The 16864-nt window shown below is 36.5% G+C and carries 13 protein-coding genes; 4 read left to right on the top strand and 9 right to left on the bottom strand.

What is annotated here, in order from left to right; genetic code table 11:
- Nucleotides 1-4: 4 nt before the first annotated feature.
- Both ACI48O_RS20540 and ACI48O_RS20545 read right to left on the bottom strand, forming a co-directional pair.
- Nucleotides 5-1321: a deaminase domain-containing protein gene (locus tag ACI48O_RS20540; protein ID WP_435563698.1), complete on the bottom strand. Its 1317-nt coding sequence runs from the start codon at nt 1319-1321 to the stop codon at nt 5-7.
- Nucleotides 1318-1635: a hypothetical protein gene (locus ACI48O_RS20545; RefSeq protein WP_435563699.1), complete on the bottom strand. Its 318-nt coding sequence runs from the start codon at nt 1633-1635 to the stop codon at nt 1318-1320. Before ACI48O_RS20545 ends, ACI48O_RS20540 begins: the two co-directional genes overlap by 4 nt.
- A gap of 320 nt (nt 1636-1955) precedes the next feature.
- Here ACI48O_RS20545 and ACI48O_RS20550 point away from each other — a divergent pair, with 320 nt between their 5' ends.
- The gene (locus tag ACI48O_RS20550; RefSeq protein ID WP_435563700.1) at nt 1956-2579 is read left to right on the top strand and encodes a hypothetical protein; all 624 of its coding nucleotides are present in this window, start codon (nt 1956-1958) and stop codon (nt 2577-2579) included.
- A 177-nt stretch (nt 2580-2756) separates the two neighbouring features.
- Here ACI48O_RS20550 and ACI48O_RS20555 read toward each other — a convergent pair whose 3' ends face one another.
- Nucleotides 2757-4664: a 3'-5' exonuclease gene (locus ACI48O_RS20555; RefSeq protein ID WP_435563701.1), complete on the bottom strand. Its 1908-nt coding sequence runs from the start codon at nt 4662-4664 to the stop codon at nt 2757-2759.
- Between the two features lie 224 nt (nt 4665-4888).
- Here ACI48O_RS20555 and ACI48O_RS20560 point away from each other — a divergent pair, with 224 nt between their 5' ends.
- A complete protein-coding gene (locus ACI48O_RS20560; protein ID WP_435563702.1) occupies nt 4889-5278 on the top strand; it encodes an ABC transporter ATP-binding protein in 390 nt (129 codons plus the stop codon).
- Nucleotides 5279-5315: 37 nt separating this feature from the next.
- Complete coding sequence (locus ACI48O_RS20565) at nt 5316-5525, top strand: hypothetical protein (RefSeq protein WP_435563703.1); 210 nt, start codon at nt 5316-5318, stop codon at nt 5523-5525.
- Between the two features lie 64 nt (nt 5526-5589).
- Here the strand turns inward: ACI48O_RS20565 and ACI48O_RS20570 are convergent, their stop codons facing one another.
- From ACI48O_RS20570 to ACI48O_RS20595, 6 genes are all read right to left on the bottom strand, one after another.
- Nucleotides 5590-8019, bottom strand: a complete 2430-nt coding sequence (locus ACI48O_RS20570; RefSeq protein WP_435563704.1) for a DEAD/DEAH box helicase family protein — start codon at nt 8017-8019, stop codon at nt 5590-5592.
- A complete protein-coding gene (locus tag ACI48O_RS20575; protein ID WP_435563705.1) occupies nt 8012-8338 on the bottom strand; it encodes a nucleoside triphosphate pyrophosphohydrolase in 327 nt (108 codons plus the stop codon). Before ACI48O_RS20575 ends, ACI48O_RS20570 begins: the two co-directional genes overlap by 8 nt.
- A 14-nt stretch (nt 8339-8352) precedes the next feature.
- The gene (locus ACI48O_RS20580; protein ID WP_435563706.1) at nt 8353-9237 is read right to left on the bottom strand and encodes a GIY-YIG nuclease family protein; all 885 of its coding nucleotides are present in this window, start codon (nt 9235-9237) and stop codon (nt 8353-8355) included.
- 149 nt (nt 9238-9386) lie between these two features.
- Entirely contained in the window at nt 9387-9830 is a 444-nt protein-coding gene (locus ACI48O_RS20585; RefSeq protein ID WP_435563707.1) for a hypothetical protein, read from the bottom strand.
- Nucleotides 9818-13132 carry a RecQ family ATP-dependent DNA helicase gene (locus ACI48O_RS20590; RefSeq protein ID WP_435563708.1) on the bottom strand — a complete coding sequence of 1105 codons (3315 nt, stop codon included), beginning with the start codon at nt 13130-13132 and terminating at the stop codon, nt 9818-9820. Before ACI48O_RS20590 ends, ACI48O_RS20585 begins: the two co-directional genes overlap by 13 nt.
- A 681-nt stretch (nt 13133-13813) precedes the next feature.
- Nucleotides 13814-13978, bottom strand: coding sequence for a helix-turn-helix domain-containing protein (locus ACI48O_RS20595; RefSeq protein ID WP_435563709.1), 165 nt, complete (start codon nt 13976-13978; stop codon nt 13814-13816).
- Between the two features lie 986 nt (nt 13979-14964).
- On the opposite strand from ACI48O_RS20595, the gene dld reads away from it, so the two are divergent.
- Nucleotides 14965-16647 carry a D-lactate dehydrogenase gene (gene dld, locus ACI48O_RS20600; protein ID WP_435563710.1) on the top strand — a complete coding sequence of 561 codons (1683 nt, stop codon included), beginning with the start codon at nt 14965-14967 and terminating at the stop codon, nt 16645-16647.
- The last annotated feature ends 217 nt before the right edge of the window (nt 16648-16864 follow it).

Genomic DNA, 16864 nt, shown 5'->3' on the forward strand with positions numbered 1-16864 from the left:
AATTTTATGGTTTTAGTCTCTCTCCGTTATTGTGTATGACTTCCAATTCAATATTTTTATATTTTGTGGCAAATTCAGCAATTACTTTGCTACAACTATCACACGTATCAAGTTCAGTGAATAGCTTAATTTTCCCAACTGCATTTACATCACCACCAAGTTTTGAAGCTATTTCATTCAAAATTTTATACTCAGTGTCAGAATCTCGCAAATAAGGTTTTCCATCTTTATCTGGTGCTAAGGATGCCTTGAAAATTGGTTCATTTGGTTTTAATGAAATATCCGGAACTATTTCTTCTAAATTCGCTTTAAATTCATCTATTTTACTTAGAGCATAAAATTCTTTTTTGCTTAATCCACTAACGTCCACTTCTGCTAATGCAAAATTACCAGATTTCTTATATTTACTTGTTAAATTACCTCTTAGCTCTTTCACCCTATCAATTATATGTAATTCTGATACTGGATCGATTTGTCTTGTTGGATACACTTTACCAGTACCCTTAGCATCTTTCCAAACCGCCCTATTGTCAGGCTTCTCCCCTACCATTTTAACGAATAAATCCTTCGCCTCGCCAAAAGCTTCCCCTACAGTTTTCGACGGCACCGCTCCCATAGCGCTTGCCAGCTGTGGACCAATTACTGGCAAACGAAAATCTGCAATCTGCCTTACAGTCCTATCCAACCAAAGCTTGGTTGCCGCCAGCGGAGCCTTTATTACTTTCTTGTATATCCCATCAAAAACTTCAAGGACTTTCTTTGTATTCAAAACATTTTTCAAGCTATTAAAAGCAGGGAGATTTTTCGCAAATGACTCAAACCCGAACTTGGAACCCGCTTTTGCTGCAGCATTAACACCTTTAACAGCAACCTTCCCACCAACACCTACAACCTTCGCTGGTGGAAAAAGAGAAAGTGCTAGCATCCCGGAAGCCAATAGCCGGTCTCCAACCGATACCTTTTCCCCAGTGATTGGGTCATACTCACTGAAAATACGTTGCACGTCATAGTAGCCCAACATCTCGAGACCAAACTCCCCAGCCTTCGCACCGAGATTCTTTTCCGCCTGTCTCATCGCCGCTTCAGTTTTCTTAACCAGCAACTGGGCATGATCCAATTTTTCTCTGTATTTATGTATTACTTTCTTATAGGAGGCCTCAATATCCTGAATTCTACTCGTCGATACACCTGGAATGTTCGCTAACAATGAATTCAAATCCACATTCAGATGCCGGAGTGCTTCCCCGCATTTGTCCTCGACATCCCCTATTATACTAGCAAACTGCTTTAAATCCCCTTCATTTACCTTAATTTTGCTCATCTTAATTCATCTACTTTTCCTTGAAGCTTCCGAATCTCCTTGTTTACCTCAGCAAGAAGGTCTTCACCTAAATAATATATATTTCGTTCCAATCCACCTAACTCATTCGCAATCGAATCAAAAGCCCCCCTGGCTTCGCCTTGCCACGGAGTGACAAATGTAGAGTGCGCATTGCGGTACATTCTTTTAGCAATTTCTATATCCTCTTTTGCCTGCTTCACATTCGACCGGTAGCCTTCTAATATATGAATCTTTGCTTGGTATAGCTGCCTTTTTGCGGCCCTTTCCAACTCATCGACCAGTTCGATCTCCATCGTCCCCTCTCTATCTTTAAGTTTTTATGGAATGTGACAAAAATCACCACAAAATCTCTCTGTTTTTTATTTTACCAAAAATATCCATAAACGTAATAGGAAGAAGGCAATTTTAATGAAAATAAAACACAGGGGCGGTTCTTCTGCTCTCAAAAGAGGCAAATGAACAGTCCCTGTGTCTATAGCTACTCCACACTATTAGAAAGGCTAGATATTGGAAAAATGAAAAAAATGTCGATTTATTGACCGACACCATTACTCCCAAATATTGTAAACTGGATTTATGCGGTTTTAGGTTTCTATTATTTGGAGGTGCTAAATTGAAAAGATTAAGAGTATTAATGTTGACGGTTGTATTTATATTGTCTATGGCTCTACCTGCAATGGCCCAAGGTACTCAAAGTAAAACACCAGTACAAAAAAGTACTTATGAAGGTGCGATGTTCTTTGGTAATAAAGACTCTTTCGAAACCTTTGTTAATCTTTCTTCTTATTCTGAGATTAATGGACAATATGATTTATATTTTGGAAAGTACAATTCAAACACTGATGAATATTACTATGGAAGTGCTGTGGTACCAGCTTCAGAGGTAGTTTTCAACACAACCAAAGGTTCTGTAAAAGTAAATAAAACAGTTTCTGTATATAAAGTGGAATTTGTATATGACGAAGAAACAGATTCTTATACTACTAATGAGACATATGTGGGAGATGAAACAGTAAATCTTTCTTGGGCATTCAATCCGAAAGAATTTTCTACCCATAAATACCAGGATAGAAATATTCAAATTGGTTATGACCAATATCTTAAGCTTTCAAAAGGGACCTTTAAAGATTACAATAACGTAGCAGTAACTGGAAATATTGGCGATTCAGGAATTGAAGATTTTGAATACTCCGGTGCTAATGTTTCTACTGGGACAGGTTTTGATTTAATAAAATAATAACAAAGTTCTTTTATCAATAAGCCTAAACCCGCATTCAATACATAAGAGGTCGGCTATTTAACTGGTCTTTTAGAATACAAACCTTTTTTAAAGCCAGCTCCTTCCAAAGATTTGGGAAGAAGCTGGCCTATCTTAACTTTATAAAATTACTATTGATTCATCTAATAGCATCTATTAATTCACTTTCTCAATCCCGCTTTTCTTCTGACTTCTCTCTTCTAAAATCCGATCCAAATACGTTGTGAACTCCGATTCTCCGGAATAAGACAAGCATAGATACTCCTTTGCCCTAGTCATACCGATATAGAACAAGGAAACCTCGCGCTCGTGGTCCTCTTCCAGTTTAAACGGCATCGAATCAACATTGACGATAAACACAGCTTGGAAATCCAAACCTTTACTGCTATCAATCGTACTGATTTTCACTTTACCGTCCTCTTTTTCAAACGTTCGCTTGGAGACATCGTTTTCAGTAATCCAGTAATAAGGGATACCAGAATCGTTTAAGGAACGTTTAATGATATCGACAATCGGAGTTTTATGTGTCCGTTTCACCCTGTATAAAATCAACATTTCCTCAAACGGAATCTTCCGCTCTTCATTCAGCTTCTTAATAGCTCGTGACACCGTTCTCATTTCCTCAAAGAAATTAGCTGCCTTCACAATAGCCGGCACCGGACCATTCCGTTTTGTACTTTGCGGAGCAATGATTTCGCCATCGAGATCACGATTGACCACTTTATTTTTAAATACTGAATGCTCCCGGTAAAAATCCCAGGCAAACTTCACAATTTGTCGGGTATTCCGATAGTTAATCGATAACACCTTGGACCGCCCCTGAAAGCTTAACCCAATATCCTGAAGGTAGGAACGTTTTCGGTTATATATCGTTTGAGCTCTATCTTCAACTAACAAAAGCGACTGAGTATCCGAACTAATTAATAACCCAACTAAGCGCAGCCAATCAGCTTCAAAATCCTGGCCCTCATCAATTAATACCGCATCGTATGTAGGAAGGATCGTCTCTTTCTTCTCAATCTTCTCGATCATTTCCGAAAGCTGAGACTCTTTCATTTTCAAATCATTCTTTAACCAAGAATGGAAATTCCTCACGACAATATTCTGGTTCTGAACCGCCTTCACATTTGGGTCAAAATCAAACAGATCCTCGGGCTCATTCAGCATATGATTGATCATTTGTTGGATCGCATTTGATAGAGAAATATTGTAGCAAAGAATAAGAATCTTCCAGTCTGGATTCTGTTTAGACAGCATTTTCGCCCGGCTGGCCAGAATAATTGTTTTTCCGCTCCCAGCAACTCCGCGGATCAACCGGTTCTTATCTCCAATTTGTTTCGCCATATTTTCCTGATGAAGATCCATCGTCTTAATATCATGAAGCGATAACAAAAGTTGATCCTGGTATGGAACGGGTGCTTTGAACTCCGCACTAATGCGAACTTCAGGAAATAAATGATAACGAATCGCATTGATATCCTCAATGGATAAAGGCTCTCTTAACCGGAATGGAACAATAAACATATTTAAGATTTTTTCCATAAGGATTTCTTCGGAAAATAACTCTTTATCCGGATCGATTTCATCTCTCGTTAAGCACAGACTAGGCTCAATAACAGAATAAAGACTGTTTTCTATAAAATCTTTATTGTACATTCTTGTAAAAACGACTCCATAGCCGTAAGGGAACTTCAAATTAAATTTATACTTACCATCTAATTGAACAAGATTTTTATCTTTTTTCAATACATCCACAACATGAAACACATTCTCCCTTGCTTGCTTCATCGGGCTTTTGATCACTGCTTGATCCCCGGATGTTGTAATGATATGCCATTCATCATGGTTAATTTGGAATAAGGTGTTTTTCGTATAGTCCTTTACTTCCAATACAACAAGTCCGAGATCCGGACCAATAATCACAAAGTCAGGCCGTCTTCCTTGAATGGATGGCTCGAAGTAAACTATATAATCATCCGGGAGAAACAATTTTAGAGTACGGAATAATAACCTCTCCCCTGCAGTGGCAGATGATCGAATCGTTTCAGGTACCGTAATCGCCATAACAACCTCTCCAAAAGTCACATTTTTCCTTTATTATACTACAAAAGGTTAATAGTCCCAGAGTTTTTACAAAAATTAACTATATTTTCGGATAAAAACCTACTAATTTATCAAACTTCTACCATAAATAACAAAAAACTTCCGAATCGCTCGTTTTTAAGGGGGAAATTTTGGTAAGATAATAAAAGACTACTAATACATAGAAAAGACTCTTTGGAAGAGGAGTGGGGACATTGATAAAAGGAATCTTCGATAAACTATTTAAACAAAATCAAAATACAACTCAAACGCAGGTTCAACCGATAAGCCATGAAGAAGTGGAGGCATTGGTTGATGCTAAAATAAAAGAACATGCGGCAACTTTACAAACAAACACTGCGGATCAAAGCAATCACCAAACTCAAGCAGGGGTTGAGGATGATTACGCCTTAACAGCCAAACAAATTGACTACGCCCTATCATTAATAGACAAGGTAAAGGATGAATATGTGCTCGCAATTGAACCATCAAAATTGAGGATCAAAGATTTGAATAGATTAATTGCTTATCAGAGGTATAAGAATAAGGGGACTCTAGTTAATCTTGTGAAAAAAGGGGTATTGAAGCGTAAATAAAAGGTATTTACCACAAAAAAATAAGGGTGGAATAGGAATGACTACATATAAAAAGATTCAGGAATATATTAAACAAAATCATGGCTATACCCCTAAAACTTGTTGGATTGCCAATATGAAAGAAATATATGGTTTAAATCCCCGAGTTGCTCATAACAGATATTCACCAAATTCTAGAACGAACCCTTGCCCAGAAAATAAAAAAGAAGATTTAAAAGAGGCTTTTAAATATTTTAAATTAATCTAAAATTGCATAGATTTCTTACAAAATAATTGATATTTGGAAATTACTTAAGAAATACCCCCTTCCCTTAATGGGACGCGGGGGTATTTCCTTTTCGCTCAAAATGATAATGAAGCCGATATTCACAAATCTCTTTTGTCCAATCAAATAAAATCTGTTGATCTTCTGGAACAACATCAAAATTAAGTGTAAACACATCGTTTTCAAATGAATTTAGTCCCTTTGAACTGCCACTCCATTTTGTCATCGGCATTGTGGCAATTAGTTTACTAACTCCTTCAACATCGTAATCCCATAAACGCTTTGAGGACTGATCGGAAAAATCAATCCGTTTTCGGTACTCCTTTGCCATTAAATATTGATGGAAAAATGGTGCGACTTCACCAAGAGTGATTTGGTTAAACCAATTTGCAGGACCTCTCTCTAACATCGCAAGCAACACAATCATTTTATAGCTTTTGGTCATCCCTGTTTTTTCTGTTTCTTCCAGCCACGGTCTATAGCGATGAAGGACTTCTTTTTCCCTATCATTTAACTCATTAGCCCATTCTAAGAAACCAACATAGGATTTAAACTCTTGTCGGTATTGAACTGAATACGCTGAACCTTTTAAGTGTAATTCTATATAGGTTGGTCTTCTTCCAAGTTCATTTTTCAATGATGTGTAAGCGTTTAACATCATTTCACGGCGTGGATACTTCTTAGCCATCATTTCTTTTAATAGGTCGATAACCTGAACATCTAAATTCACTTCACAAAATTCAGGTACAACAGGATGAATCTTTTTTGTAACTTTTTCTACCGGATTTGTATCAAACAAACTGAGTTTAATATCTGCATTACGGTAGTTTCCGATTAAATCAATAATGACACAGGATTCCTTTTGAACATGTAATCGGAGCCCACGACCAATTTGCTGAGTGAAAACGGTTAGCGATTCCGTTGGCCGCACAAATAACAATGTATCGACTGCAGGAATATCAACACCTTCATTAAATAGATCCACTGTAAAAATGACGTCTAACTCCCCATCCGAAAGCTTTTGTATTTCAGCTTTTCTGCTCAAGCCTATCTGCTGAGAATGGAGACTAACTGTACGATAGCCGTTTTGATTAAAGTAGTGTGATAGATAATTTGCCTGTTTAATTGACGAACAAAAGCCAATTGTCCTTGTTTGCTTCTTTTCCTTCCATGCATGGAGAATTTTCACAGCTAGTTCTTCTTTTAATTGCGCCTGGAGTAATTGTTCCTCATCGTAATGCGTACCTAGCCAGCGGATCTGCGAGTAATCGGTATCATCATAAATGCCATAATATTTAAATGGAGCTAGCCACTTTCTCTCAATTGCATCTAAAAAATCAAGCCTGAATGCCACATTCCCATCACAAATGGCATAAACATCTTTATTATCATTTCGATCAGGAGTTGCTGTTATCCCTAGTAAAAACTTGGGAGTAAAGTAGTCTAATACTCTTTGATAGGAATCAGCAGCTGCATGGTGAAATTCATCAACAATGATTAGATCAAACTCATCCGGTTGGAACTGTTGAAGATGTGTTTTCATGCTTAATGTAAAAATTGAGGCAAAGATGGCGTCCGCATTGCCTTCCTTCACTTTCCCATTGTATATCCCAAATTTCTTTTCAGGCATAATCCTCTGAAAAGAATCTTTGGCTTGGTAAAGAATCTCCTCACGGTGAGCAATAAATAAAACCCGATTAAAATTTTGAGCAAAGAAGCCGGCTAAATAGGTTTTGCCTAAGCCAGTCGCCATTACAACAAGAGCTTTATTGTATTCTTCTTCTAACGTTTTATGTAACTCTTCAAGTGCGCTAATTTGTGCAAAACGAGGGGTGATTTTACCAAATGGTGCCCGCTCTTCTTTAATGATTTCAGGTTGACCAGTTTCTTCCGGTTCAGTTGGTAGCATCAAGTCTAATTCTTCCATATAAGACCACTTTTGGGCCAAATCAGGATTCTTCACATGATACTGATTGTATCTTTCAGCATATTCTTTTAAAGTTTCTTTGTTCAATTGAATCGTTTGTTTTGAAAAAAAGGTTTTCAAGAACAGGTCCAAGGCTTCCTTAAACACTTCTTCCTCATTACTTACAGAAAGATTCCATTCCACCCCATTACTTAGAGCCGATTTTGATAAATTTGATGAACCAATAAATAAGCAATCCTCTTCATTCGTTTGAAAGAGATACGCCTTCGGATGAAAAGAGACTCCGTTACTTTGCCAAAGACGAACTTTGATTCTATCATCAATGAATAGTAATTCTTTTAATGCTTCTGGTTGTGTGACAAATAAATAATCACCAGTGCAAATCTTAATATCTGCACCTTTTTCAGCCGCTGTTTTTAATGAGCTTTTTATGTATTCCACACCCGATTTCATAACGAATGACGTTAAGATACAAATAGATGAAGCAGTTTCAATTTGCTCCAGCACATGTTTCCCTAGATTATTGGTAATTAACCGAACGTTACTCATCTTCAACCTCGATTAGGAAGATTTTTCCTTTGAAGCCGCCTCGCTTTTCTGCTTTTTGCTTTCGGACTGCCTCTAATTTAACAAAGGATGTTCCGTGATATTCAGCGAGCGCGTGAATAATTTCCAGTAGATCAGCTAGCTCTTCTATGGCATCATCATCATTTTGAGTGTTCATATATTCTTCGAGTTCCTCGTAGCTTTTTTTCTTTAGTTCTTTTATGTATTCTTCGTCACTCAGTATGCGAGCCGAAAAGTTTTTTCCTGTTTTTTCGATGATTTCTGGAATGCCGTCCCTAACTAGTTTATTGTGAATCGGCATATTATCCCTCCATTTTATAAATCTTTTCTCTTCAATTCATCCAATGTGCGGTTGTGTTTGTCTTTCCAATCAGTCCAACCGTTGGATGCCCCTTGTAATACAAAGCTTGAAGCAGCAGAAGGTGTGTTAAAAGGATGATCACTTAGAAAAACATATCTACCGTTTTGCTCACCCAATATTCCTTCAGCTAATAATTTCCGTATCTTTTCGTTATGTTTTTCCAATTTCGACTCAAAACCTGGCAATGGACCGCTGGACATCATTGATCCTTTGTAAACAACAAAACCATCACCTGTCCATTTTCCGAATGCTTTAGTATCCCTTCTATTACAATAAAATAATTCTTTATCTTCCTCGTTAGGAAGCACCTCTTCTTGAGTATCTCGATAACTTTCAAAAATCGGGTACCCAAGTGTACCTAATAATAGACTAATCGTTTCAAATATATCTGCCAGATCTTCTTTTCTCCATTCTGGTATAAACGGATTCGTTGGAACTGTTTGATTGATTGTGTACCGACCTGCACTTACTGCTTCATGATAAGCTAAATGTTCCAAAAATTTCACATCGGCCTTAGTAAATTGATTTTGATTATTGTTGGTGACTACCAATACAGCTGTTTCCCAAAAGTCTTTGCCTGCATTATGTTGCTTTAACCGATCATAGCCTACTTCCGCTTCCCCGATATAAGCTTCTGTTCGTGTGTCTTCATCGTTATTTCCAAATAAAAAATACAGGGCGACATTTTTAACTTCTATTCTATCCTTTACTGTGTTTAGAAGGCTCCGCGGGATGAGAATGGCCTGGACGGTTCGGTTTGTCACTTCAGCAAATTTCACCCCTCTTGGATTTCCATTTGGAAGGAATATTTGAATCGTTTTCGCTCTGCTTTTTTTCATCGTGCACCTCCATTATCCTATTAAGAAGGATTGAACTAATTCATGCCTGATTAATTTTATCATGCTAGTTCATATGTAACACTCATATTTCTATACTAGGTACATACAAAAAAGGAAGCAAAAAATCTCTTCATGCTCCCAATTGCTTCCTACTTAATTAACAAATAAACCAAAATCCCCAAAATAGGCAAGGCCATAACTATATTTATAATTGTATATTTTTTATTTGCTTGTGATATTAACTTTAATACAGATTTCTGCTCATCTTGTATACGATTTAGTTCGGTTAATATTTGCTGTTTTAGTTCTGCCAAACTCTCAATAATTCTTTTCTGATTATTCTCGAGGAACTGTTGTTTTGCTTCAAGATTTTTGGATGTAGTATGAAATAATTCAAGTTTGCTTTCGACAATTTCTTGATAAACTTTTAGATTATCGCCTGATTTCTCTAAGTTGACCGATGCATTTGCAACCTCACCCTGGAATTGTTCAATTAATTTTAGGTATTCAGATGCCTTCTTCACTCTTTTTATTTCATCACCTAGGTCATTAATATATGTTTCCAATTGCTCAATTTGTTCTATGTTTCCCATGGGTAACCTCCATAAGATTTCTCTCTTATTGTAGAATGAAGTGTTTTAATCATACTTCCATAACTGAATTTATCTTCTAGACTTACATGAATCTCCTTTAAGTCCTCCATTAAATTAAACCCATTTGAAATTAACACTTCACTTAACTGGTTTTTCTGATCCTTGGTTAAAAAAATATCCGTTTTATTTAATATAGACGTTAACATTTCTTGTCGTAGATTAGAATCTAGATTTGAAATTTCACGGACGGCCGATGCCATTCTTTCTCGCCCATCAAGAGAGTCGAATACCCCTTCGGCTAAACTAATTACGCCATTAATCAGGTTTAAAGAAATGTCATTATTATAGCTTTCAAGGAACCGGCTAACTGTAATCTTTAGACTTTTGAAGGTGCTTGCTGCTCGCGGGAGGTCTGGTTTCCCTTCCTCCTGTACAAAGAAAATCCTAAACCAATCCTTTAGCCTATCCTTTTTTGCAACAATCTGCTCTAATAAATAAACATCATTGTTCCGTTTAAAATAGATCTCTATTTTCTGTTGTAAAGATTCACTATCTGTGAACTCATCTGCATATTGCTTCATCAACAGCATCGAACGTTTTCTAGAATAAATTACATTATCGTTATACCATTTTAACAATACAAATAGCGCTCTTTTTAAAAATGGATCCTTGCTTTCATGAAATTTATTAATTAAATCCGAATACTGTTCTGAATATTTTTCACTTTTATTCAATGTAAACATGTAATCATATTTTCTAATGTAATCCGTTAGTTTCCTTACAACTGTTTGCTCTTTACAATGCGATAATTCAACCTCTATCTGTTTACCTTTCCAATCCAACGTCCAATCGTCAACAATTCCTAATAAAGCTAATTTGTATATACATTTTTCTTTGCGCTCACGATCTTTGTCATTACCATAATCGATTACAATCGTATCATTTTTTGTGGAGAGATAGGTTTGGTGGAATGTATATATTTCTTTAACTTCTTCCTCTATATCCATTAAATTAGTTGCTAAAAAAAATAATAATGTATTGAGATCACCAGTAAAATTTTTCTTTTCACTATCCAAAAAGGACACATTCGTATTTACTCCAAAAATACTTTGTAATTGCACCTCGTCCAAATGGTCCGGGCTATATAATACTGTGCAATAAGATTTATTCTTATCACGTCCTGCTCGTCCGGCTTCCTGATAAAAGGATTCAAGAGATCCAGGAATTCCATAATGAATGGTTTGTCTAATGTTCCCCTTATCAATTCCCATCCCAAATGCTTTTGTAGCAACAAGCAATTCAATTTCGTCTTTCATAAACGAATCTTGAATTTGGTCTTTGTAATCAGAAAAAGGAATTCCGCTATACTTCGTAGGTGAACTGCCAGAATAAAATCCAGTTTTTACCCCTAAAACACTATAGATATAATGACTCAATTCATAACAACCAGAAGAACCATTAACTGTTGGCGTAAAGACCAATTTAGCACCTTGTTTACGCGTGTTATTTTTACTATCATTTCTTAAAAAATCTATCAATATATCCTGCTTATTTTTTCGATTTACTTCAATAATGTTAAATTCAAGTTCAGATCGAGTGAAATTTGATATGGTTATTACATTATTACTTTGAATCTCTAATTCAGTCATAATATCTTTTAGTACCTTTGAAGAAGCTGTTGCTGTTAGGGCCAAAAACCTTGCTGATGGAGCATACTTCCGGATAGTATTAGCCAGTGCTAGGTATGAGGTCCTGAAATCATGTCCCCATTCTGACAAACAATGAACCTCATCTATAACTGCAAGCGATATGGCTTTCGTACGATTTACCAACTCAATATCTTTTCTGAACCCTTTTACTTGGAAACGCTCAGGGGTAATAATTAAAAAGAAGTATTTTCCTGAAGCAAAATCCCTTAGCCGCTTACTAGATTCTGCAGGTGTCAAATCACCATTAATATAGCTAGCATGTGAAATATAATGTTTTAAATTTAAATTATGTATTTGGTCCATCATTAAAGACTTAATCGGCACAACAACAAAACTAATAGCTGGTTGAAGCATGACACAAAGTTGATAAGTAAGAGACTTCCCCCCACCAGTCGGAAGTAAGCCCACAGTATCTTCTCCATTTAAACAATTAATAATAATATCCAACTGACCTTCATTAAATTGTTTAAAACCAAAGAGATTTTCAAGTAAAAACTCTAAGGGTTTTTGGTGAGATTTAGTAGTTAGTGCATAAACAATCGGTTCACTTATTTTTACATTAAAATAATTTGCGTCATCATCAAAATCGGTACGAATATGGTAAACATTAGGTTCCCAAACTGAATCATCCCACCGTTTAAATAAATCAAATTTAATATTAATATCCTGTTCATTACGAGGTAAATCTAACTCATTCTCAAAAATCATAATCCTTACTTGGGGCAAATTAATAATCTTGTTAAATAATGCAGCTATATTTGAAATCCAAAGTTCTAAATCCTTTAATGCTAACTCTAAAAAGCTTTTGGCATCTACTGCAAAAACGTTGAAATTCCAATAATTGTCATCAAAAGATATAACTCCTCTATCCAACAACTCAAGAATAAATAGTTGAAATCTAGCAATAGAAGTTAATTTAATCTGTATAGCGAATTCTTGCGAATTAATTGATATATACTTTTGATATTCATCGACTTGATAACGATATGTTTTATAGATTTCTCGAAATTCCGATAAAAATCTTTTATAATCTCTATTTTTAATGTCCCTGGTACTAATTCGAACTACATTGATATTATTCCGTTCAAAAGCTTGATCTCTTTTTTTATCAAGTGCAATCTGATTACTATGGCCTTCTCCGTCCACTTCAATTACTGTTTTCATTAAAGGAATGAAGAAATCAACCTGCTGTTTGAGAAAAGCTTGATTGTCATCGGGCAGGATATCAGTAATGGGGCATTCAGCAATCGCGAGGTTTCGAATAAATCCAACTCTATTTAGAATAGTACCTAAATCGTTGTAAAATTGTTCTGCTGGAAAATCATTATTTCTATCGTCACCTTTTATTGTCTGTGACCAGTTTAAATTCTCATTTGAAATAAATTTAACCTCTTCCAATTGTTTAAGATAGTCTCTTTGCAACCCTAGTTCTTTTCTTAAAAACGCAGAGGCAATAGTTGGAGTACCACGATTGATCATGTTTTGAACAATACGGATAATGTTGCTATTAGGAATGGTAACCTGATTATCTGGTAAATTAGTTATAATAAAATTAGAATTTGAATGGCAATAATTTGCCGAAAACCTCTTCATGTAAAAAACCCCTAATTAATTACAATTTATACCTCTATTATATGATTAAAGGCCTATATTTTGGAAGGTGTATACTATATTTGTACGTAAAATACCTTGATTGTTCTGATTCATAGATATTGCAAGTAATGGTTAGTTGAAGGTGTATTTAAATCTTTATCACTTAATAATTTAATAAACATAATAACAAATAATTGAATGATCCTGGCATCCTGAATTATTCAATGTCTTAACCTAAAAAGTCTAACACTATAAATAAAGCGACATAAGAATGGTTAAAAACATCCCTAGTTACTTTATGTTAAATTTCCTTTCATATGATTTCGTCTAGTTCTGAAGATGGTAGACATTCTGTTGCATTTAATAGACTAACCACTATATGTTACCAAAAGAAATAATTAGGAACGTAAAATCATTAGAAATTGACCATTCCCCAAATCAATCGAAAATGGGAAATTGATTTAACTCTTCCAATAAGTCTTCTACCTAGGCTTTGTTAAAAACCGCGACTCCCTCTTGACCTGTCAACATCCTAAGCAGTTTCTTTAAGACCTGGAAAAACTCGTCGTAGGAATAGTCCTGCGCTTGCATGGAGTGAAGTCAGTGCATTTAGTTGAATGAACAAACAAGAATATGTGCGGAACTCATTCAAGCAGCATATCCCGAAGCCTCCATCTTGTTTCAATCCTTAACTCCTTTAACCCCTCGCTCAATCTCCGAAATATCAGACTGGGAAATCTGTACGTTATAATCAACTTCAAGCGCTGCCGCTAATTCAATTTGGTGCATTTTAGCGACTTGTCTTGCTTTCCTTATACTTGGCCCGCAGATATTTGCCCTTTGCATGTATTGTTCATTCCCCCGGGTTTTGTCCTGTAGTTTCAAAATAAGAAATTAGGACATTCCCGGTAGACGATAATCGGCTATATGATTGTTTTTTTCGTATTGGTGAGATTTTTTTTAAAACGAGAGGAAAAAATTCGGGTTAGCTATCGGTTTTTCTATTAAAAATATTGGAATGAGTGGAAGGGAATCGGCGACGAATATAGTGATAGATTTATCTAAATGTCCAACTCCACTGCTGCCATTATTGTCACCACAATACTCACATCTATATCTGAGCTCATTCATGAATTTCACCGAAATACTGACTGCTAGTGAATTCGGTTTTTTCTTGGTAAAGAAATAATTGATACAGTTTTTGACAATCAGTATAAATATCAAGAATTTCATTTATATGTAGGTCAAATTGCTTAATCATTTTCAAAGCCTTTTCAAGAGAATAAGCTTCGGCAATATTTAAAACGGATTGATAAGCTCTACATCAAAATGATATTTTTCGATAAATCCTTATTCATTCACTTTAACAATCCCTCCCCCTATTCTTTGGCCCTTCGTTGAACCGTCAATATAGTACTCTATCATTCGGTAACCGCTCTCTTTACTATCATCCGGTTAATGACCTCATAGAAAAACAATTATATAAAAAAAACATCATGGGTTTCTTTTTATAAAACTCCCCTAATTCCTTTTTATAAATGAAATTTACCTTTAGCCTCCAAAGACACGACAAATTACTTCTTACTCGACTGGAATCCCAACTGCTATATAATACGATTTATGCTCTGCCGCTTAAGCAACCGATCGTTATATTAGATTAATTATGTTTTTACCATTGATATGTTGTTAATTTAGATTTATTATATTAGTAGAGTAATAAGATTGTAGCAAAAGTTTCACAAAGTATGTGAATCACGAAAAATGTAATCGCTCACAAAATCATCATGAATCCTTTTACAAGGAATTCTTTTCATATTTAGGAGGCCAGGAGAATGGAAAATCCATTTATAACTGCACTTGAAGAGATTTTAGATCGAAAATATATCATTACCAATCCCTCAAAGACCTTACGTTACCGCAAAGGCTATCGCTCAGGACGCGGGGATGCACTAGCTGTTGTTAAGCCAGGTAATTTGACAGAGCTCTGGCAAATTCTAAAAACGGCTGTCAAATTTGACAAAATCATCATTATGCAAGCGGCAAATACAAGTTTGACAGAAGGATCCACTCCTGCAGGCGGCTATGATCGTGAGGTCATCATTGTGTCAACCACACGGATGGACAACCTTCAGTTAATCAACCAAGGCACTCAAGTTTTGGCCTTTCCGGGCACAACGCTCTATACACTTGAAAAAGCGTTGAAGCCGCTTGGACGAGAGCCACATTCTGTGATTGGTTCGTCTTGTCTCGGTGCGTCGGCCATCGGCGGGATTTGTAATAACTCGGGGGGCTCGCTCGTCAAACGCGGCCCTGCTTATACGGAGTTGTCACTATTTGCAAGAGTCGATGAAAATGGTGAGTTGCAACTGGTGAATCACCTTGGAATCGACTTAGGCGATACACCTGAAGAAATCATTGCCAATCTTGATGCTGGAAATTTCGATCCGAATGCTGTCCCACAATCTCCAAAACACGGGCACGATCCTACGTATCAAACGCGTGTCCGTAACATTGATGCAGATAGCCCAGCTAGATACAATGCCGACCCTAATCAGCTCTATGAAGCATCAGGTTCAGCTGGCAAAATTGCCGTGTTTGCCGTGCGGCTCGATACGTTTCCGAAAGAACAAAACGAAAAGGTTTTCTATATCGGAACCAATACCCCGCGTGTGCTAGAAATGATTCGGAGAAAAGCACTATCGGAGTTCGAAAACCTCCCTGTCGCTGGCGAATACATGCACCGTGAGATTTACGATATTGCCAAAAAATACGGCAAAGATTCATTTATTGTCATCAATAAACTTGGAACTGACAGTTTGCCTTATCTTTTTGCCTTGAAAGCGAATGCAGAGCGGATTTTGGACAAAATGAAAATTTTTAAGCCTTATCTTCCTGACCGTATCTTGCAAAAACTCAGCTATCTTTTCCCGAACCATTTGCCAAAAAGAATGGAAGAATTTCGCGATAAATATGAGCACCATTTGATGCTCAAAATGTCAGGCGATGGTAGCGCTGAGGCGGAGGCTTATCTGACAGAACTTTTTAAAGAAGCTGAGGGTGATTTCTTTGTTTGCACACCAAAAGAAGGAGCGGATGCGTTCTTGCATCGGTTTGTGGCGGCTGGCGCTGCGATTCGGTTCCAGGAGGTGCATCAAGACGAAGTCGATGATATTTTGGCACTTGATATCGCCTTGAGACGAAATGATATGGACTGGTTTGAAGAGTTGCCTGAGGAAATCTCCAGCCAGATTGAGCATAAGCTTTACTACGGACATTTCCTTTGCCACGTGCTGCATCAGGACTACATTGTGAAAAAAGGAGTCGATGCGCATGCCTTGAAGGAACAAATGCTGAAGCTTCTAGATGCGCGCGGTGCGATTTATCCAGCGGAGCATAATGTTGGACATCTCTATGAAGCCGCTCCATCACTGGTTGATCACTACAAAAAAGGCGACCCAACCAACAGCTTCAACCCAGGAATCGGTAAAACCTCTAAACTTAAAAATTGGGCTTAATCATCATCATAAAGAGTGCACCTTTTGACAAATTTGGTTTACAAGTAAGACTTAGAAAATATGCTAAATTTTAATTTATTGCGATTGAAAAAGAAAAACTGAAAGTCCACCACGGGCTTTCAGTTTCTTTTTTTAATCAAATTACAATATAAGACTGATTCTATTAGTAAAATATTAGCACTAAAATCACCTAGTTTTTAGACCCAACTGTTGAAAG

Origin of the sequence: Neobacillus terrisolis, from assembly GCF_051233475.1 — a bacterium.
Lineage (GTDB): Bacteria > Bacillota > Bacilli > Bacillales > Cytobacillaceae > Bacillus_BU.